The organism is Nocardiopsis yanglingensis (assembly GCF_045809185.1).
Classification (GTDB): domain Bacteria; phylum Pseudomonadota; class Gammaproteobacteria; order Xanthomonadales; family Xanthomonadaceae; genus Stenotrophomonas; species Stenotrophomonas yanglingensis.
In genome coordinates this window covers 101759-120859 of the sequence record NZ_JBJNRH010000004.1, presented here as the reverse complement: position 1 = coordinate 120859, position 19101 = coordinate 101759, and the positions used below count along the sequence as shown (strand labels likewise).

The 19101-nt window shown below is 67.1% G+C and carries 12 protein-coding genes; 4 read left to right on the top strand and 8 right to left on the bottom strand.

All coding sequences use genetic code 11. From position 1 onward, the window contains the following. Nucleotides 1-21: 21 nt before the first annotated feature. The 8 genes from ACJ7C5_RS08130 to ACJ7C5_RS08095 form a co-directional block, all read right to left on the bottom strand. A complete protein-coding gene (locus ACJ7C5_RS08130; protein ID WP_049446748.1) occupies nucleotides 22-438 on the bottom strand; it encodes a roadblock/LC7 domain-containing protein in 417 nt (138 codons plus the stop codon). Further along, nucleotides 431-979 carry a GTP-binding protein gene (locus ACJ7C5_RS08125; RefSeq protein WP_412703597.1) on the bottom strand — a complete coding sequence of 183 codons (549 nt, stop codon included), beginning with the start codon at nucleotides 977-979 and terminating at the stop codon, nucleotides 431-433. Before ACJ7C5_RS08125 ends, ACJ7C5_RS08130 begins: the two co-directional genes overlap by 8 nt. After that, the gene (locus tag ACJ7C5_RS08120) at nucleotides 972-1934 is read right to left on the bottom strand and encodes a hypothetical protein (protein WP_412703596.1); all 963 of its coding nucleotides are present in this window, start codon (nucleotides 1932-1934) and stop codon (nucleotides 972-974) included. Before ACJ7C5_RS08120 ends, ACJ7C5_RS08125 begins: the two co-directional genes overlap by 8 nt. A 316-nt stretch (nucleotides 1935-2250) precedes the next feature. Further along, nucleotides 2251-4473 (bottom strand): NADP-dependent isocitrate dehydrogenase, encoded by a 2223-nt coding sequence (locus ACJ7C5_RS08115; RefSeq protein ID WP_412703595.1) that lies wholly within the window; start codon nucleotides 4471-4473, stop codon nucleotides 2251-2253. A gap of 363 nt (nucleotides 4474-4836) precedes the next feature. Then, complete coding sequence (locus ACJ7C5_RS08110; RefSeq protein ID WP_032130280.1) at nucleotides 4837-5349, bottom strand: hypothetical protein; 513 nt, start codon at nucleotides 5347-5349, stop codon at nucleotides 4837-4839. A gap of 45 nt (nucleotides 5350-5394) precedes the next feature. Then, complete coding sequence (locus tag ACJ7C5_RS08105) at nucleotides 5395-5688, bottom strand: LysM peptidoglycan-binding domain-containing protein (protein ID WP_005419771.1); 294 nt, start codon at nucleotides 5686-5688, stop codon at nucleotides 5395-5397. 285 nt (nucleotides 5689-5973) lie between these two features. Next, on the bottom strand, nucleotides 5974-6792 hold the full coding sequence (gene queF / locus ACJ7C5_RS08100; RefSeq protein WP_412703594.1) for an NADPH-dependent 7-cyano-7-deazaguanine reductase QueF: 819 nt from the start codon (nucleotides 6790-6792) through the stop codon (nucleotides 5974-5976). A gap of 636 nt (nucleotides 6793-7428) precedes the next feature. Next, entirely contained in the window at nucleotides 7429-8634 is a 1206-nt protein-coding gene (locus ACJ7C5_RS08095; protein ID WP_412703690.1) for a M20 family metallopeptidase, read from the bottom strand. 301 nt (nucleotides 8635-8935) lie between these two features. On the opposite strand from ACJ7C5_RS08095, the gene ACJ7C5_RS08090 reads away from it, so the two are divergent. The 4 genes from ACJ7C5_RS08090 to ACJ7C5_RS08075 all read left to right on the top strand — a co-directional run bounded on the left by ACJ7C5_RS08090 (nucleotide 8936) and on the right by ACJ7C5_RS08075 (nucleotide 19011). After that, nucleotides 8936-10180 (top strand): efflux RND transporter periplasmic adaptor subunit, encoded by a 1245-nt coding sequence (locus tag ACJ7C5_RS08090; protein ID WP_412703593.1) that lies wholly within the window; start codon nucleotides 8936-8938, stop codon nucleotides 10178-10180. Nucleotides 10181-10254: 74 nt separating this feature from the next. Further along, nucleotides 10255-13488: an efflux RND transporter permease subunit gene (locus ACJ7C5_RS08085; protein ID WP_412703592.1), complete on the top strand. Its 3234-nt coding sequence runs from the start codon at nucleotides 10255-10257 to the stop codon at nucleotides 13486-13488. Between the two features lie 31 nt (nucleotides 13489-13519). Continuing rightward, nucleotides 13520-16642 carry an efflux RND transporter permease subunit gene (locus ACJ7C5_RS08080; protein ID WP_412703591.1) on the top strand — a complete coding sequence of 1041 codons (3123 nt, stop codon included), beginning with the start codon at nucleotides 13520-13522 and terminating at the stop codon, nucleotides 16640-16642. A gap of 311 nt (nucleotides 16643-16953) precedes the next feature. Then, nucleotides 16954-19011 carry a TonB-dependent siderophore receptor gene (locus ACJ7C5_RS08075; RefSeq protein WP_412703590.1) on the top strand — a complete coding sequence of 686 codons (2058 nt, stop codon included), beginning with the start codon at nucleotides 16954-16956 and terminating at the stop codon, nucleotides 19009-19011. Nucleotides 19012-19101: the final 90 nt, after the last annotated feature.

Genomic DNA, 19101 nt, shown 5'->3' with positions numbered 1-19101 from the left:
CTCGTTCCCCTGCGGCCGGGCTCACGATCCGCCGAGTTCGGCCAGGATCGCCTGGCCACATTCCCTGCTCTGCCACAGCACCTGGCCGATCACGCTGCGCTGGTCGCAGGCCGCCATCAGCAGCAGCGGTGCACGCCCGTCGGCCTGGATCGCCAGCATCAGCACCTTGCCGCCTGCGGCCTCCAGCATCAGTGTCTGCAGATCGCCCAGCACCAGTTCGCGCCCCACCGCTGCGGCCAGCGCCAGCATTGCGCTGGTCATCGCTGCCAGCCGTTCGCCGCGCCCTTCGGCACCGGCACTGACCAGGGCAAAGCCATCGACACTGGCCAGCACCACCGTGCGCACGCCTTCGACCCGCTGCTGCAGGTCCTGCAGCAGGGGCTGCAGGCGCTCACGCTGGCCGGCATCGGGCAGCACCGCCATCTGCCCGTCAGCCATGCGCCGCCACCAGTGCGTGCGCTTCCATTTCACTCATCAACACATCCATCAGCAGCAGCCCCTGTTCGCGGTCGCGGGCGTCCACCGCCAGCAGCGGTAGTGGTTGGTCGTCGAGGCAGGCGCGCGTGGCCCAGTCATCCAGCGCGGCGCGTGGCGCCTGGTCGAGATGGGTCACCGCCACCACCAGCGCCAATGACGATGCGAACGGCTGCAGCACCTGCAGGTAGTCCTCCAGCTCGCTGGCCAACCCGGCACGACGCGCGTCCAGCAGCAGCACCGCACCTCGTGCCCCCTGCAGCAGGATCGGCCACAGGAAATCGAAGCGCTGCTGGCCAGGTGTGCCGTAGAGACGCAGGCGTTCGCCGTTGGGCAGGTCGATGTCTGCATAGTCCAGCGCGACGGTGGTGGAAGCCTTGTCGGCGCCGAGGCGATCGCTGTTGGTCACATCCGTGTCGATCACCGCACCGGCCGCGATGCTGCGCACCAGGGTCGACTTGCCGCTGCCCATGCCACCCAGCACCACCACCTTGTGCTCACGCATTGCGCTCGCTCCCGCGCAGGTGCCGCCACAGGCGGGCAAGCAGGCCGTTGTCGGTGCCGGGGCCGCTGCCTCGTACTGCCGTCATCGGTGCCACCGGGGCGCTCTGCAATTGCGCGTAGCCGCAGAGGTAGGCGGCATGGATGAAATCGCGCACCGCCGCAGCCGGCAACTCAAGCAGCATCGCGCACTCGTCAACCGTGCACGCGCGCTTGAGCAGCAACGAACACAGGCGGAAGCCATCGTGGTCGTGGCCCAGCACGCGGAAGTCGGGCCAGCGCAGCAGCTTCACCGAGGCGCCACGCAGGCGTTCGTCCAATGCCTGCCAATGGCGGCTGCGCTGTGCCCACTGCCACAGCAATGGCCGCAGCGGTTGGCGTGGCCGCTCACCAGCCAGCGCCTGCAGGCGTGCCTGCGTCAGCGCATCCAGCTGCAGGCGTTCAAAGGCATCGGCCAGGCGCTCCACCAGCGCCGCAGCCGGTTCCTGCAGCAGCACGGCCTGGTCGTGCTCCAGATCCATCAGCAGCAGAGGCTCGCCCGCATCACTCAACAGTGCCTGGCCCTGTCGCAGCGGCAGCCGCTCGCGCAGCAGGCGGGTGATGGCGTGTGCACCATCGGCCAGGCGGATCGGTGCGGGTGCGGGCATGGCCAGGGGCTCCACTGCCAACTGCATGCCGCGCAATGCGCGGCCGATGGCGCTGTCGTCAAGTACGTCCTGATGCCCATCGCCGTCACGCAGCTGGCCACCCAGGTCCTCGATCCAGCACTGCAGTCGTGGACGCTGCTGGCGCATGCGCTGGGCCGCGTTGCGCAGCGCCGGCGTATCGCGGATGACCAGCAGATCGCAATCGTCCAGGTCCTGGCTGCGGCGGATCTGGCCGTCCGGCAGGGACGATGCGACGCGCAGCCGCTGCAGCAGGGCCTGCTCGCCCTGGATGTCGGTTCCCACTACCAGCACGCGTGCCATCCGTGTTCCCCGTGCGGCCACCTCCCCGGTGGCCTCGCGTCGCCAAGGCTAGGGCATCGCCAGCGGCAGCCGTCGTGATCGACTGCTCAGATCGAAGGCAGTTGCAGACGGTGTTCTTTCACTTCTGCGACGGCCATCGCGGGCAAGTTTCATGCCCCTTTGACGGCATTCCGACAGCCGACGGATGTCACGCTTTTCGGCTGGGGTCAGAGCCCTCTGCGGTGCAGAGGGATCCGACCCCTACGGCCGCAAAAAAGAAACCCGCGCCGAAGCGCGGGTTCCAGTGTCACAACCGAACGGCGATGGATCAGCCGCGCAGCTGCTCCAGCGCGGCGTTGAAGGTCGCGCTCGGGCGCATCGCCTTGCTGGCCTTGGTCACGTCCGGGCGGTAATAGCCGCCGATGTCCACGGCCTTGCCCTGCACCGCGATCAGTTCTTCAACGATCTTCTGCTCGTTGTCGGTCAGCGCCTTGGCCAGCGGCGCGAAGCGTGCTTTCAGTGCAGCATCTTCATTCTGCGCGGCCAGGGCCTGGGCCCAGTACAGCGCGATGTAGAAGTGGCTGCCGCGGTTGTCGATGCCACCCAGCTTGCGCGACGGCGACTTGTCGTTGTCCAGGAACTGGCCGTTGGCTTCATCCAGCGCCGTGGCCAGCACGCGGGCGGCGGCGTTGTCGTAGCGGTTGCCCAGGTGTTCCAGCGACGCGGCCAGGGCCAGGAATTCGCCCAGCGAATCCCAGCGCAGGTAGTCCTCTTCGACGAACTGCTGAACGTGCTTCGGGGCCGAACCACCGGCGCCGGTCTCGAACAGGCCGCCACCGGCCATCAGCGGCACGATCGACAGCATCTTGGCGCTGGTGCCCAGCTCCATGATCGGGAACAGGTCGGTCAGGTAATCGCGCAGCACGTTGCCGGTCACCGAGATGGTGTCCTCGCCCTTGCGGATGCGGTCCAGCGAGAACGCGGTGGCTTCCACCGGCGGCAGGATGCGGATGTCCAGGCCGTTGGTGTCGTGGTCCTTCAGGTACTGCTCGACCTTGGCGATGACCTGCGCGTCGTGGGCGCGGGCGGCATCGAGCCAGAACACGGCCGGGGTGCTGCTCAGGCGGGCGCGTTCGACGGCCAGCTTCACCCAGTCCTGGATCGGCGCGTCCTTGGTCTGGCACATGCGCCAGATATCACCCGCTTCCACGGCGTGCTCGAACACCACGGTGCCGGCATCGTCAGTGACCTTGACCACGCCATCGGCAGCGATCTGGAAGGTCTTGTCGTGCGAGCCGTACTCTTCGGCCTTCTGCGCCATCAGGCCGACGTTCGGCACCGAACCCATGGTGGCCGGGTCGAAGGCGCCGTGCGCCTTGCAGTCGTCGATGACGGCCTGGTACACACCGGCGTAGCAGCGGTCCGGAATGACGGCCTTGGTGTCCTGCAGCTTGCCTTCGGCGTTCCACATCTTGCCGGAGTCACGGATCATCGCCGGCATCGAGGCGTCGACGATCACGTCGCTCGGCACGTGCAGGTTGGTGATGCCCTTGTCCGAGTTGACCATGGCCACGCCCGGGCGCTGCGCGTACTCGGCCGCCAGGTCGGCTTCGATCGCCGCACGGGTGGCTTCAGGCAGCGACGACAGGCGCGCAGCCAGGTCACCGATGCCGTTGTTGGCATCGAAACCCGCCTGCTTGAGCACGTCGGCGTGCTTGGCCAGCACGTCCTTGTAGAACTCGTTGACCGCCACGCCGAACATGATCGGGTCGGAGACCTTCATCATGGTCGCCTTCAGGTGCAGCGAGAACAGCACGCCCTGGGCCTTGGCATCGGCGATCTGCTCGCCGATGAAGGCGGCCAGTGCCTTGCGGCTCATGACGGCGGCGTCGACGATCTCGCCGGCCTTGACCGCGGTCTTTTCCTTCAGCACGACGGTGCTGCCGTCCTTGCCGTGGAAGGTGATCTTCAGCGAACCGGCGTTGGCCAGGGTGGCCGACTTTTCGCTGCCGTAGAAATCACCGGCGGCCATGTGCGCGACGTGCGACTTCGAATCCGACGCCCAGGCGCCCATGCGGTGCGGATGCTTGCGCGCATAGTTCTTCACCGACAGCGGTGCGCGGCGGTCCGAATTGCCTTCGCGCAGCACCGGGTTCACCGCGCTGCCCTTGACCTTGTCATAGCGCGCCTTGTAGTCGCGCTGCTGGTCGTCAGCCGGGGTTTCCGGGTAATCCGGCAGCGGATAGCCCTGGTCCTGCAGTTCCTTGATGGCCGCCTTCAGCTGCGGCACCGAGGCGGAGATGTTCGGCAGCTTGATGATGTTGGCATCCGGCGTGGTCGCCAGCTGGCCCAGCTCGGCCAGGTCGTCGCTGACCTTCTGCGCGTCGCTGAGCAGTTCCGGGAACAGCGACAGGATGCGGCCGGACAGCGAGATGTCACGGGTTTCCACCACGATGCCGGCAGTGGCGGTGTAGGCACCAACGATCGGCAGCAGCGACTGGGTGGCCAGGAACGGTGCTTCGTCGGTCAGCGTGTAGAGGATCTTGGACATGGGGGACTTGGACTCTGTAGCAGTGCTCAGGGGAAGGCCGGCGCCAGCGCCGGGCCACGTGCAACCGTGTCGCGCGCGGGGCCGGGCCCCACGCTTTCCCCCGTCGCCGTCAGGGTGGGCGCGCGGCGGGGAAACCCCTGCATTGTCGCGTTTTCAGCCGCGCGGGGCAAAGCCGCGCCATACGCGGCGGTACTGCACGGCGGCAACGCTGTGATCCATCCATGCATGGCGTGGATGAAGCGCGGCCCGGCTGTCAGTAGATCCACGCCATGCGTGGAGGGCGCCAACCGCCGTCCAATAAAAAAGGACGCAGCCTCGCGGCTGCGTCCATCGTGAGCCCTGCCGGGAGAGAGTCGGCAGGACTTACTTGACCTCGAACTCCTGCGGCGTTCCAGCCGCCTTGCCATCGACGGTGACCTCGGCGCGGTACTTGCCGGCCGGCCAGCCCTTTGCATTCTTGAAGGTGACGTTGGTGGTTTCCGCACCACTGGTGTTCAGGGTGGCGTTCTGTTCGCCGGCCACCTGACCGTCCTGGTAGGTCAGCTTCGCGCCAACGGTGACGTTGTTGGCAGCGCCGTCGGTCTTGACCGAGACGATGACGTCATCCTTCGGTGCGAACAATGCCGTCGTCGCAACCGACTTGTCGGCGGCTGCGGTCTTGCCGACGGTGACTGCCGAGACGCTGACTGCAGCGGCTTCGGCCATCGGCGGCGGTGCGCCGGTCATCGGTGCAGGTGCTGCCGGTTCGGCCGGCGCGGTCGCTGCCGGAGCGGCGTTGCTATCGGTCGACTCTTCTTTCTTCTTGCAACCTACCAAGGCAACGCTGCCCAGCAGGGCGGCGATCAGGGCGGTCTGGAGCGGGGTGGTCTTGATCATTCGGGGTTCCTCCCAGGGATTGTCGGACGGCGTTCGATGGCCGGCTTACTTCGGCGGCAGCTTCAGGGTCTGGCCCGGGAAAATCTTGTCCGGGTCATCAAGCACATCGCGATTGGCTTCGAAGATCTTCTTCCAGGCATTGGCGTCGCCCAGATGCTGCTTGGCGATCTTCGACAGCGAGTCACCCTTCTGCACGGTATAGGTGCCGCCGCTGACAACGTCTGCGGTGCTGTCCACCGAGGCGCTGACGCCGGAGAAGTCCGCCTTCGGCACCTGCTCGGCGGTACTGTCGACACTGCCACTGACACCGGAGAAATCGGCTTTCTTCTCGGTACTCATCCACAACTCCCGTCTGCATGACTACGTGGTTCGCACGGTGCCATGGAGGTTGTTAAATGGGGATGGTGCAGATGTGAAGCCGCCCCCGGGGGCGGCTGAACAATCGGGAGAGACGGTGCCCGGTAGTGCCGGCCGCTGGCCGGCTGTGCCAGGGGGATCCGGCCTTGGCCGATTGCCGGCCAGCGGCCGGCACTACCCGTAACCGCCTGCGAACCATGGTAGTGCCGGCCGCTGGCCGGCGCTCACCGGGCATGGCCCGGCGCTACCCGTAACCGCCTGCGGCGGTTACTGCCGCAGTTCGCGGTAGGTCGCGGCCGGGGCAGCGATGCCGGGGCTGGCACGCCAGGGATTGATATCCAGGCCACCACGGCGGGTGTAGCGGGCCTCCACTTCCAGCCACTGCGGCTGGCAGCGGGCGGACACCTCGCTGAAGATCCGTTCAACGCACTGCTCGTGGAACTCGGCGTGCTCGCGGTAGCTGACCAGGTAGCGCAGCAGGCCCGCGCGGTCGATCTTCGGCCCACGGTAACGCAGGCTGACCGTTGCCCAGTCCGGCTGGCCGGTGACCGGGCAGTTGGACTTCAGCAGCGCCGAGACCAGGGTCTCCTCCACCACCTCGCCCGCATCGGCTGCGAGGAAGTCCGCCTGTGGCGGGCCGTAGCAGTCGATCTCCACGTCCAGCCCGTCGATGGATTCACCGAGCGGCGTCTCGCGCAGGCCCGGCAGGCCGAACTCGACCTGGACCGGCGCACCGGCGCAGGCTGACAGGTCAGCCACCAGACGCTCGCGCAGTGCCTGGGCGCTGTCGACGCGGGTGCTGTTGAGGGAGTTGAGGTACAGCTTGAATGACTTCGACTCGATCAGCCGCGGCGAGGTGCACGGCACCTGCACGGTGGCCACGGCGACCTGCGGCTTGCCGCGCGGGTCGAGCCAGCTCAACTCGAAGGCGTGCCAGCGGTCGTGGCCGACGAACGGCAGCGCGGCGTCATCGAGGCCGATCTCGGCGCGGGCGCCGATGCGCGGGATGGGAAACAGCAGGCCGGGATCGTACTGCGACGGGTAACTGACCTCGCGACCGAGGCTGGAATCCTGTGGGGTGTTCATGGGGGTCATTGTATCGCGCGGACGGCGGGCCTTCGGCCGGGCCGGCCAACGGCGGAGCCCCTCCGTGGTGGTTTTGTTGGTTGGTCGTGGAAGGCGGTTATCGGCTTGGCCGGGTGGGTAGGCGGGTCGGGGGACGCCGTAAACCCGTCCTTGGGGGCTTGGCCGCGGCATCCATGCCGCGGACACCCCCGCCCCGCCTACCCACCCGGCCCCTGACAGTTCCCCACGCGCGGCCGCCACCACGGGAAAGATCAGGAAAATCAAAATCAAAAGCAGATGCTTCAGACATTCATGACGTCCGCCGTGTCGACCAAGGTCGACACCCACCAGAAGCAGAATGTCGTTCCGACAGTTCGCGGGAAACCGTCGAAGGCGGGGTGGGTCCGGTGGCAGGGGCGTGAGCCGCATGGGCCCGAGGCATGCCTCGGGCGGGTTGGGCAGGACGCCCAACCCCGGTCTTGCCGTGTGCGCAGGACTGCGCACATGAGCAAGCGGCGACCGAGGCTACAGGGACGTACTTGCGCCGTCCCCTGCCACCGGACCCGCCCCGCCAACCCACAGATAGCCGGCTTCTGCCGTTGCTCCGGCTGTTGCCTTGGCCTCAGCGGGTGCAGGGCGCAGCCCTGCCGGAAACCCTCAGCCAGCAGGAGTGCCGGCACCGTTCAAGTAATCCAGGCTCACCTGCAGCAGCGCGCGCAGTCCCACGTCCAGCGCCTTCTCATCCAGCAGGAACTTCGGCGAATGATTGGCCGGTGCTGTCGCCGGGTCGATCCCCACGCTGGTGGAGCCGACGAAGAAGAACATGCCCGGCACCTCCTTCGCGTACAGCGAGAAATCCTCTGCGCCCATCTGCAGCGGCGGCTCGTACACGTTGTCCTTGCCCACCACCGCCTGCAGGCTCGGCAGCATCTTCGCGGTCAGTGCCGGGTCGTTCACCGTGGCCGGATTGCCCTCCGACTCGTAGATGTCCGTCACCGCCTTGGCACCGTGCGCGGCGGCGGTGTGCTCGGCCACGTTGCGCAGGTCGGCGAAGATCTGCTGGCGCATGCCTTCGTCGAAGGTGCGGATGGTGCCGACCATCTCCACTTCATCCGGAATGATGTTGTAGCGGATGCCGCCGTTGATCGCGCCGAAGGTCAGCACCGCCGGCTGCTTGGACAGGTTGGCGCGGCGGCTGACGATGGTCTGCGCGGTGCCGACCAGATCGGCGGTGGCAACGATCGGATCGACACCATTCCAGGGCGCCGAACCGTGCGTCTGGCGACCGATCACCTTGATCCCGAAGCGGTCCGAAGCCGCCATCAGCGGACCGCCCCGCACCGCGATCTGACCGGCCTGCACGCTGGAGAACACATGCAGGCCGAACACGGCCTCCGGCTTGAAGTCGGCGAACAGCCCTTCCTTCAGCATCAGCGCGGCACCACCCTCTTCCGGCGGCGGCGCGCCTTCCTCGGCCGGCTGGAAGATCAGCATCACCTGGCCCGGCAGGTCCTTCTTCATCGACACCAGCGCTTCGGCCACGCCCAGCAGGGTGGCAGTGTGCGCGTCGTGACCACAGGCATGCATCACGCCCACAGTCTGCCCGCGATACTGGTCGGTGGCCCTGGAGGCGAACGGCAGGCCGGTCTGCTCGGTCACCGGCAGCGCGTCCATGTCCGCGCGCAGCGCGATCTTCGGGCCGGGCTTGCCGCCTTCGATGATCGCCACCACGCCGTGATGGGCGATGCCGGTTTTCGGCTTCAGGCCCATCGCACGCAGGCGCTTGGCGACCTCGGCCGAGGTTCGCACCTCGCGGTTGGACAGCTCCGGGTGCTGATGGAAGTCACGGCGCCATTCGACCACCTTGGCATGCAGGCGCTGGGCGGCAGCGGTCACTTCGGGGCGTTGCCCGTCCTGGGCATGGGCAAGGGCCGGCAGGGCCAGCAGCAGGGCGGACAGCAACAGCGAACGGCGCATCGCGATCTCCACGGCAGGGGGTTCCAGCTGAATGTAGGGCAACGCCGCCGCCACGGGAACCTCCGCGGCCGGATCCGGTCTTAGCGCCCGTCCCATCCGTCATGCAGGAAACGTGATGTGGCACAGGTATGCTTTGCGCATTGCCAACCCGGGCACCGCCCGGTCCAGCCCACTTGGAGTCCTCGTAATGTCACGTGTTTGGAAGATCGTGCTGCTGGTCGTGGCGGTACTGGTGCTGGCCGTGGTTGGCCTGCGCGTCGTCGGCGGAGGCAAGGACAAGGCTGGAAAACCCGCTGCGGGCGCGCGCCAGGGCGGCGAAGATCCGGATGCCGGCCCGGTACCGGTCACCGTGGTCGACGCTACGCGCCAGGACGTGCCGGTGTATGCCAGCGCACTGGGCACGGTGACCGCGATGAACACCGTTACGGTCAGCCCGCAGGTCGGCGGCCAGCTGATGAGCCTGAATTTCCGTGAAGGCCAGGAAGTGAAGCAGGGGGATGTGCTGGCGGTGATCGACCCGCGCACCGCCCAGGCGAGTTACGACCAGGCCGCCGCGGCCAAGCGCCAGAACGAAGCCCTCCTGGCCACTGCGCGCTCCAACTTCCAGCGCTCGAACGCGCCGGAGTATCGCCAGTACGTCGCCAAGACCGATCTGGATACACAGCGAAACCAAGTGGCACAGTACGAAAGCGCAGTCGCGGCGAACGAGGCCAGCATGCGCTCTGCACAGGTGCAGCTGCAGTACACCAAGGTAACCGCACCGATCTCCGGCATCGCCGGCATCCGCGCGGTCGACGCCGGCAACGTGGTCAACGCCGGCGCCGCACTGGTCACGCTGACCCAGATCCACCCGATCCATGTGCTGTTCAACCTGCCCGAGCGCCAGCTCGGCGACGTGCGCCAGGCGCAGGCCGCCGGCACGGTGCCGGTGGCCGCGCTGGACCGCGCCGATTCGCACGTGCTGTCAGGTGATGGCAAGCTCGATGTGGTCGACAACCTGATCAGTGCCGACAGCGGCACGTTCAAGGCACGCGCGATCTTCGACAACACCGACAACGGCCTGTGGCCGGGCCAGTTCGTCAACGTGCGCATGCAGCTGCGCACGATCGCCGGTGGCGTGGTCATCCCGACCCAGGCCGTGCTGCGTGGCCCGGATGGCGAGTACGTCTACGTCGTGCAGGGCGACAACACGGTGAAGATGCAGACCGTGCGCAGCGGCGTGGAAGTGGGCGACAGCCAGGTGCAGATCGCCGAAGGCCTGAAGGGCGGCGAGCGGGTTGTCAGTGAAGGCCAGTTCCGCCTGAAACCGGGCAGCAAGGTCAACGCGCTGAAGCCGGGCGAGACCCCGGCCGCGCCGACCGAGGCCGAACTGAAGGCGGCCGAGCAGAAGAACGGTGGCGGCAGTGGCCGTCGCGGTGGTGGCCCGCGCTGAGCGCAGGCCACAGCTCTCCCTCGCGCCGGCACACCTGCCGGCGCCGACATTGAAGTGCCAGCAAGGATCAGTCCGTGGGCTTTTCGACGATCTTCATCCGCCGCCCGATCGCCACCTCGCTGTTGATGGCGGGCCTGTTACTGCTCGGCATCCTCGGCTACCGCAAGCTGCCGGTGTCGGCGTTGCCGGAAATCGATGCGCCCAGCCTGGTGGTCACCACCCAGTACCCGGGTGCCAACGCCACCACCATGGCGTCGCTGGTCACCACGCCACTGGAGCGGCAGTTCGGGCAGATCTCCGGGCTGGAACTGATGACCTCCGACTCGTCGGCCGGGTTGTCCACGATCATCCTGCAGTTCTCGATGGACCGCGACATCGACATCGCCGCACAGGACGTGCAGGCGGCGATCCGCCAGGCCACCCTGCCCTCGTCGCTGCCCTACCAGCCGGTCTACAACCGGGTGAACCCGGCCGACGCAGCCATCGTCACCCTGAAACTGACCTCTGACACGCGCCCGCTGCGCGACGTCAACAACTACGCCGACTCGATCCTGGCCCAGCGCCTGTCGCAGGTGCAGGGCGTCGGCCTGGTTTCGATTGCCGGCAACGTGCGCCCGGCCGTGCGCATCCAGGTCAATCCGGCGCAGCTGTCGAACATGGGCCTGACCCTGGAGCAGCTGCGCAGCGCGCTGACCCAGGCCAACGTCAATGCGCCCAAGGGCTCGTTGAACGGCAAGACGCAGTCCTACAGCATCGGCACCAACGACCAGCTGGCCAGCGCCGCCGAGTACCGCGACACCATCATCAGCTACAAGAACGGCCGCCCGGTGCGATTGTCGGACGTGGCCGAGGTGATCGATGGCGTGGAGAACGACCAGCTGGCCGCCTGGGCCGATGGCAAGCCGGCGGTACTGCTGGAAGTGCGCCGCCAGCCCGGTGCCAACATCGTGCAGACCGTCGAGCGCATCCGCGCGATCCTGCCGCAGCTGCAGGGCGTGCTGCCGGCCGACGTGCACCTGGAAATCTTCAACGACCGCACCGAGACCATCCGCGCCTCGGTGCATGAAGTGCAGTTCACCCTGATCCTGACCATCGGCCTGGTGGTGGCGGTGATCTTCGTGTTCCTGCGCCGATTGTGGGCCACGATCATCCCGTCGGTGGCGGTGCCTTTGTCACTGGCGGGCACCTTCGCGGTGATGGCCTTCGCCGGTATGTCGCTGGACAACCTGTCGCTGATGGCACTGGTGGTGGCCACCGGCTTCGTGGTCGACGATGCGATCGTGATGATCGAGAACATCGTGCGTTACATCGAGCAGGGCAAGAGTGGCAAGGAAGCGGCTGAGATCGGTGCACGCCAGATCGGCTTCACCGTGCTGTCGCTGACCGTGTCGCTGGTGGCGGTGTTCCTGCCGCTGTTGCTGATGCCCGGCGTCACCGGCCGCCTGTTCCATGAGTTCGCCTGGGTGCTGAGCATCGCGGTCGTGCTGTCGATGCTGATCTCGCTGACGCTGACCCCGATGATGTGCGCCTACCTGCTCAAGCCCGACGCCCTGCCCGAGGGCGAGGACGCGCATGAGCGCGCAGCGGCGGCCGGCAAGCAGAACCTGTGGACGCGCACCGTGGGCCTGTACGAGCACAGCCTGGACTGGGTGCTGGGCCACCAGCGCCTGACCTTGGCCGTGGCCGGCGCCGCACTGGTGCTGACCGTGCTGCTGTACGTGCTGATTCCCAAGGGCCTGCTGCCCGAACAGGACACCGGCCTGATCACCGGCGTGGTGCAGGCCGATCAGAACATCGCCTTCCCGCAGATGGAGCAGCGCACCAAGCAGGTGGCCGAGGCACTGCGGCACGATCCGGATGTGACCGGCGTGTCGGCCTTCATCGGTGCCGGCAGCATGAACCCCACGCTCAACCAGGGCCAGCTGTCGATCGTGCTGAAGGAGCGCAGCCAACGCGATGGCCTGGACGAGATCCTGCCGCGCCTGCAGAAGGCGGTGGCCGGCATTCCGGGCGTGGCGCTGTACCTGAAGCCGGTGCAGGACGTGACCCTGGATACCCGCGTGGCCGCCACCGAGTACCAGTACTCGCTGTCGGACGTGGATTCGGCAACGGTGGCGACCCAGGCCACGCGCCTGACCGAAGCGCTGCGCAAGCGCCCGGAACTGGCCGACGTGGACAACAACCTGTCCAACCAGGGCCGTGCGCTTGAGCTGAACATCGACCGCGACAAGGCCAGCGTGCTGGGCGTGCCGATGCAGACCATCGACGACACACTCTACGATGCGTTCGGCCAGCGCCAGATCTCCACCATCTTCACCGAGCTCAACCAGTACCGCGTGGTGCTGGAAGTGGCACCGGAGTTCCGCACCAGCACAGCGCTGATGGAACAGCTGGCGGTGGCGTCCAACGGTGCAGGCGCACTGACCGGCACCAATGCCACCAGCTTCGGCCAGGTCACCTCGTCGAACTCGTCGACCGCTACCGGCATCGGTGCGCAGAACACCGGCATCACCGTTGGCGCCGGCAACATCATCCCGCTGTCGGCGCTGGCCGAAGGCAAGGTCAGCAGTGCGCCGCTGCTGGTCAGCCATCAGCAGCAGCTGCCGGCGGTGACGGTCTCGTTCAACGTGGCGCCGGGCTATTCGCTGTCCGAAGCCGTGCGTGCGATCCAGGAGACCAAGGACAGCCTGGACATGCCCACCCACCTGCACGCCGAGTTCATCGGCAAGGCCGCCGAGTTCACCGGCAGCCAGACCGATGTGGTGTGGCTGCTGCTGGCCTCGCTGGTGGTGATCTACATCGTGCTGGGCGTGCTCTACGAGAGCTACATCCACCCGATCACGATCATCTCCACGCTGCCGCCGGCCGGTGTCGGCGCGCTGCTGGCGCTGATGCTGTGCGGGCTGAGCCTGTCGGTGGACGGCATCGTCGGCATCGTGCTGCTGATCGGCATCGTCAAGAAGAACGGCATCATGATGGTCGACTTCGCGATCGAAGCGCGCCGCGCCGGTGCCAACGCGCATGAAGCGATCCGCCGCGCCTGCCTGCTGCGTTTCCGCCCGATCATGATGACCACCGCCGCGGCCATGCTCGGCGCGCTGCCGCTGGCACTGGGTACCGGCATCGGCTCGGAACTGCGCCGCCCGCTGGGCATCGCCATCGTCGGCGGCCTGCTGCTGTCGCAGCTGGTGACGCTGTACACCACGCCGGTGATCTACCTGTACATGGAGCGCTTCTCCGAGTGGCTTGCCCGTCGCCGCGAACAGCGCGCACTGCGCGACGGTTCGCTGCAGGAGCCGCAGGCATGATCCACGCCCCGCTGCTGCGGGGGGCCGCACGATGAACCTGTCCGGCCCCTTCATCCGCCGCCCGATCGGCACCGCGCTGCTGGCCATCGGCCTGTTCATGGTCGGCCTGATCTGCTACCTGCGGCTGGGCGTGTCGGCACTGCCGAACATCGAGATCCCGGTGATCTTCGTGCACGCCAGCCAGTCCGGCGCGGACGCAGCGACCATGGCATCCACGGTCACCGCGCCGCTGGAACGCCATCTCGGCCAGCTGCCGGGCATCGACCGCATGCGCTCGTCGAGCTCGGAAGGCAGCTCGCTGGTGTTCATGATCTTCCAGAGCGGCCACAACATCGATTCGGCGGCACTGGACGTACAGACCGCGATCAACTCGGCACAGGCCGACCTGCCCTCGGGCATGGGCTCGCCGATGTACCAGAAGGCGAACCCGAACGACGACCCGGTGATCGCCATCGCGTTGACCTCGCAGACGCAGTCGGCCGACGAGCTGTACAACGTCGCCGATTCGCTGCTGGCGCAGCGCATCCGCCAGATCAGCGGCGTCGCCTCGGTCGATATCGCCGGTGCGTCGACGCCAGCGGTGCGCGTGGACGTCAACCTGCGCCTGATGAACGCGCTGGGCCTGACCGCCGATGACCTGCGCAACGCCGTGCGCGCTGCCAACGTGACCTCGCCCACCGGCTTCCTCAGCGATGGCAACACCACCACTGCGATCATCGCCAACGACTCGGTGGCGCGTGCCGCCGACTTCGCCGACCTGGTGGTCAAGACCCAGGGCGATGGCCGGGTGATCCGCCTGAAGGACATCGCCAATGTCTACGACGGCCAGCAGGACGCCTACCAGGCGGCGTGGTTCGACCACAAACCGGCGGTGGTGATGTACGTGTTCACCCGCGCCGGCGCCAACATCGTGGAGACCGTGGACCGGGTCAAGGCGCAGATCCCGACCCTGCGTGACTACCTGCAGCCGGGCACCACGATGACGCCGTACTTCGACCGTACGCCGACCATCCGTTCGTCGCTGCATGAAGTGCAGATCACCCTGCTGATCAGCCTGGCGATGGTGGTGCTGACCATGGCGCTGTTCCTGCGCCGGCTGGCACCGACGCTGATCGCTGCGGTGACCGTGCCGCTGTCGCTGGCCGGTGCCGCGCTGGTGATGTACGTGATGGGCTTCACCCTGAACAACCTGAGCCTGCTGGCGCTGGTGATCGCGATCGGCTTCGTGGTCGACGATGCGATCGTGGTGATCGAGAACATCATGCGTCACCTCGACGAGGGCATGCCGCGCATGCAGGCGGCGCTGACCGGCGCCCGCGAGATCGGCTTCACCATCGTCTCGATCACCGCCTCGCTGGTGGCGGTGTTCATCCCGCTGCTGTTCGCCAGCGGCATGATGGGCGCATTCTTCCGCGAGTTCACCGTCACCCTGGTCGCGGCCATCGTGGTCTCGATGATCGTCTCGCTGACGCTGACCCCGGCGCTGTGCAGCCGCTTCCTCAGCGCGCATGACCACAGCGCGCCGCCGTCGCGCTTCGGCCGCTGGCTGGACGCCGGCCACGAGCGCATGCTGCGCATCTACACCGTGTTCCTGGACTTCTCGCTGCGCCACGCGCTGCTGATGTCGCTGACCCCGTTGATCCTGATCGGCGTCACCGTGTTCCTGTTCGGGGCGGTGAAGAAGGGTGCGTTCCCGCCGCAGGACACCGGCCTGATCTGGGGCCGCGCCAACTCCAGTGCTACGGTGTCCTTCGAGGACATGGTCGTCCGCCAGCGCCGCATCACCGACATGCTGATGGCCGACCCGGCGGTGAAGACCGTGGGCGTGCGCCTGGGCAGCGGCCGCCAGGGCTCCAGCGCACAGTTCAACATCGAGCTGAAGTCGCGCAGCGACGGCCGCCGCGAAACCACCGCGCATGCGTTGGCTCGCCTCAGTGCCAAGGCCGACCGCTACCCCGACCTGCAGCTGCGCCTGCGCGCGATCCAGGACCTGCCCAGCAACGATGGCGGCGGTTCCAGCCAGGGCGCGCAGTACCGCATTTCGCTGCAGGGCAACGACCTGGCCGCACTGCAGGAATGGCTGCCCAAGCTGCAGGCGGAACTGAAGAAGAACCCGAAGCTGCGCGACGTCGGCACCGACGTGGACAATGCCGGCCTGCGCCAGAACATCCAGATCGACCGTGCCAAGGCCGCGCGCCTGGGCATCACCGTGGGCGCCATCGACGGCGCGCTGTACGGTGCATTCGGCCAGCGCCAGATCTCCACCATCTACTCCGACATCAACCAGTACAGCGTGGTGGTGAACGCCCTGCCCTCGCAGACCGCCACACCGGCGGCGCTGGATGAGGTGTACGTGCGTGCGCGCAACGGCGACATGGTGCCGATCACCGCGGTGGCCACCCAGGTCCCGGGGCTGGCACCGTCTCAGATCACCCACGAAAACCAGTACACGACGATGGACCTCAGCTACAACCTTGCTCCGAACGTGAGCATGGGTGAGGCCAAGGCAATCATCGACGCGACGGTGGCCGGCATGCGCATGCCGGGCGACATCCGCCTGGCCGATGATGCGGGTTTCGGGTTCAACTCCGATCCCAGCGACATGCTGATCCTGGTGCTGGCAGCGATCCTGACCGTGTACCTGGTGCTGGGCATGCTGTACGAGAGCCTGATCCATCCGGTCACCATCCTGTCCACACTGCCGGCAGCAGGTGTGGGCGCGCTGCTGGCCTTGTTCGGCACCAACACCGAGCTGTCGGTGATCTCGATGATCGCGCTGGTGCTGTTGATCGGCATCGTCAAGAAGAACGCGATCATGATGATCGACTTCGCGCTGGTGGCGCAGCGCGAACACGGGCTGGCACCGCGCGAAGCGGCACGCGAGGCCAGCATCGTGCGCTTCCGCCCGATCATGATGACCACCATGGTGGCGATCCTGGCGGCCGTGCCGCTGGCGATCGGCCTGGGTGAAGGGTCGGAGCTGCGCCGCCCGCTGGGCATCGCGATGATCGGCGGCCTGCTGTTCTCGCAGAGCCTGACCCTGCTCAGCACACCGGCGCTGTACGTGATCTTCTCCTGCCTGGCCGAGCGCTGGCGGGCACGTCGCGCACGCAAGCGCGAAGCGAAGCTGCTCAAGCGCGCGCAGCGGGCGTAGGAACGCGTATCCACGCATGGCGTGGATCTACTGGTAGAGCCGGCCGCTGGCCGGCTGCCTCCGTACAGCCAATCTGCCGGCCAGCGGCCGGCACTACCGTGGGAGCGGATGGTGGGTGCGGGCCGTTGGTCCGCACGCCTCCGGGTTTGACGCGCCGTAACGAAAAGAGAACAATTCTCATCCAGCCATGGTCCTGCGCCCCTTCGCGGCGCCCCGCTGCCATCTCCGGCCAGCCTGCGTGATCCCAGCCACCGCCCCTTCCCCCACCCGTGGGCGGATGGCCTGTGGCCGTCCGTCGAGGACCACCATCAATGCAGCCTTCCCGTCTCCCCCGCCTGGCCCTGCTGGCCGTCGCCCTGTCCGCCGCCTGCGCTGCCCATGCCGAAGCGCCGGCCGTCAGCCGTAACGCCACCGATCTGGATGCGGTGAAGGTCACCGCCGAACGCACCCATACCGACGCCGGCGCACTGGGCGACCGCGCCCTGCGCGACACTCCATTCGCGATCACCGCTGTTGGCCGCGAGCAGATCGAGCAGCGCCAGGTGGTCTCGCTGGGCGAAGCCTTCCTGCTCGACCCCTCGGTCAGCACCCAGGTCAGCGCCTATGCCAGTGGCTGGAGCTCGCCCATCCGCAACCGCGGTCTGGAGCTGAACTACGACAGCTACCGGGTCAATGGCCTGCAGGTCTCTTCCTGGGGTACCGAATGGCCGCTGGAAGTGATGGAACAGGTCGATCTGCTGAAAGGCCCGGGCGGATTCCTGTATGGCTTCGGCACCCCCGGCGGCATCGTCAACTACATCACCAAGAAGCCGACGGACACGCCCACTTTCTCCGCCCAGCTGGGCTGGCGCGAACAGGGCATCGTCAGCGGCGGCATCGACGTTGGCGGCCGCTTCGGCAACGAGCAGATGTTCGGCTACCGCTTCAATGCCTTCCAGGAAAAGGGCGAGACCTTCAATGGTGGGCACGTCGATCGCAAGGTTGGCGCACTGTCGCTGGATGCGCGCCTGAGCGATGTACTGACCTGGATCTTCGACGGTGTGTTCCAGTCACGCGACCTGCGCGAAGAATCGCCGCAGTACTACTTCCGTGGCCTGACCTCGTTGCCGCGGCCGATCGCCGGGGATACCGACAACAGCGTGCCCGGCACCTACTACGACACACGCTCCAGCCTGCTGTCGACCGGCTTGAACTGGCAGATCAACAGCGACTGGAAAGCCAGCCTGAGTTACGGCGTCACCACCTCGTGGAATGACGTCAACAAGATCTTCGCTTACATCGACGATCTCAACGGCGACTACGACGTCAACGTCTACGAACTGGGTGGCAAGAGCGAGTGGAAGCTGGCGCAGGCGATGCTGCAGGGCAGCTTCCGCACTGGCCCCCTGCAACATCGGGTGGTGGCGGGCATCAGTCACCAGACCGGGCTGGGCTGGGACCGCCCCTACGAATGGAACCTGATCGGCCGCGCCAACCTGTACCAGCGCCACGCCATCCGCCATGACGCCGTCGGTTCGCGGGTAGTGACCCGCGGCGATGAGACCGTGCAGCAGGCGGTGTTCGCAAGCGATACCGTCGATCTCGGCAGCGGCTGGTCGGTACTGGCGGGTTGGCGCTACAACGACTTCGAAACCAAGGGGCGATACCACACCTACCCGGTCACACCGACCTACGCGGTGATGTTCAAGCCCAGCGAGGCGGTCACGCTGTATGCCAGCTACATCGAATCGCTGGAAGCAGGCAGCCGCGTAGGCAACAGCTATATCAACGCCGGCGACGTTCTCGACCCGACCATCAGCAAGCAGTACGAGATCGGCGCGAAGGTCGAGGCAGCACGCTGGAATGCCAACCTGGCGGCGTTCCGGCTGGAGCGTGGCGCCAACATTGATGAACTCACACCTGCCGGCAAGCGTCTGGTACAGGACGGCATCACGCTGTACGAAGGCATCGAAGCCAGTGCCGACCTGCACCTCAACGATGCACTGAGCATCGGTGGCGGCGTCACCTGGCTGGACCCGACCTACGACAAGCTGTCCCCGGGCAGCGCCGCACAGGAAGGTAACCGTACCGCCGGTGCTGCGCGCTGGAGCGGGGTACTGCATGCCACCTACCAGCTGCCATGGGTGGATGGACTGGAGACCTACGCCGCCGTGCGCTACTACGGCGATGTCTGGTATGACGCCGACAACACCCTGAAGCTGCCTGACTACACGCTGGTCAACGCAGGCATCGGCTATCGCCTGCTGGCGTCCGGCCATCCGGTGACCCTGCGTGCCAGCGTCGAGAACCTGGCCAACCGGAAGTACTGGTCCAACGCCGGCGCCGGCCTGCCGCGCACGTTCGCTGTGAGCGTGCGGTTCGACATGTAATGCCCGGCAAACCGGTAGAGCCGGGGGGGGGGCGGGGGGGGGCCGGCACCCCCGGGGGGCGGGGAGGCCGCCCCCCCCCGCGCCGCCCCC

Excerpts from the sequence above, each read along its gene's own strand:
- ACJ7C5_RS08115 (WP_412703595.1), bottom strand. The coding sequence starts at position 4,473 with ATGTCCAAGATCCTCTACACGCTGACCGACGAAGCACCGTTCCTGGCC.
- queF (WP_412703594.1), bottom strand. The coding sequence starts at position 6,792 with ATGAACACCCCACAGGATTCCAGCCTCGGTCGCGAGGTCAGTTACCCG.
- ACJ7C5_RS08075 (WP_412703590.1), top strand. The coding sequence starts at position 16,954 with ATGCAGCCTTCCCGTCTCCCCCGCCTGGCCCTGCTGGCCGTCGCCCTG.
- ACJ7C5_RS08110 (WP_032130280.1), bottom strand. The coding sequence starts at position 5,349 with ATGATCAAGACCACCCCGCTCCAGACCGCCCTGATCGCCGCCCTGCTG.
- ACJ7C5_RS08125 (WP_412703597.1), bottom strand. The coding sequence starts at position 979 with ATGCGTGAGCACAAGGTGGTGGTGCTGGGTGGCATGGGCAGCGGCAAG.
- ACJ7C5_RS08090 (WP_412703593.1), top strand. The coding sequence starts at position 8,936 with ATGTCACGTGTTTGGAAGATCGTGCTGCTGGTCGTGGCGGTACTGGTG.
- ACJ7C5_RS08105 (WP_005419771.1), bottom strand. The coding sequence starts at position 5,688 with ATGAGTACCGAGAAGAAAGCCGATTTCTCCGGTGTCAGTGGCAGTGTC.
- ACJ7C5_RS08080 (WP_412703591.1), top strand. The coding sequence starts at position 13,520 with ATGAACCTGTCCGGCCCCTTCATCCGCCGCCCGATCGGCACCGCGCTG.
- ACJ7C5_RS08130 (WP_049446748.1), bottom strand. The coding sequence starts at position 438 with ATGGCTGACGGGCAGATGGCGGTGCTGCCCGATGCCGGCCAGCGTGAG.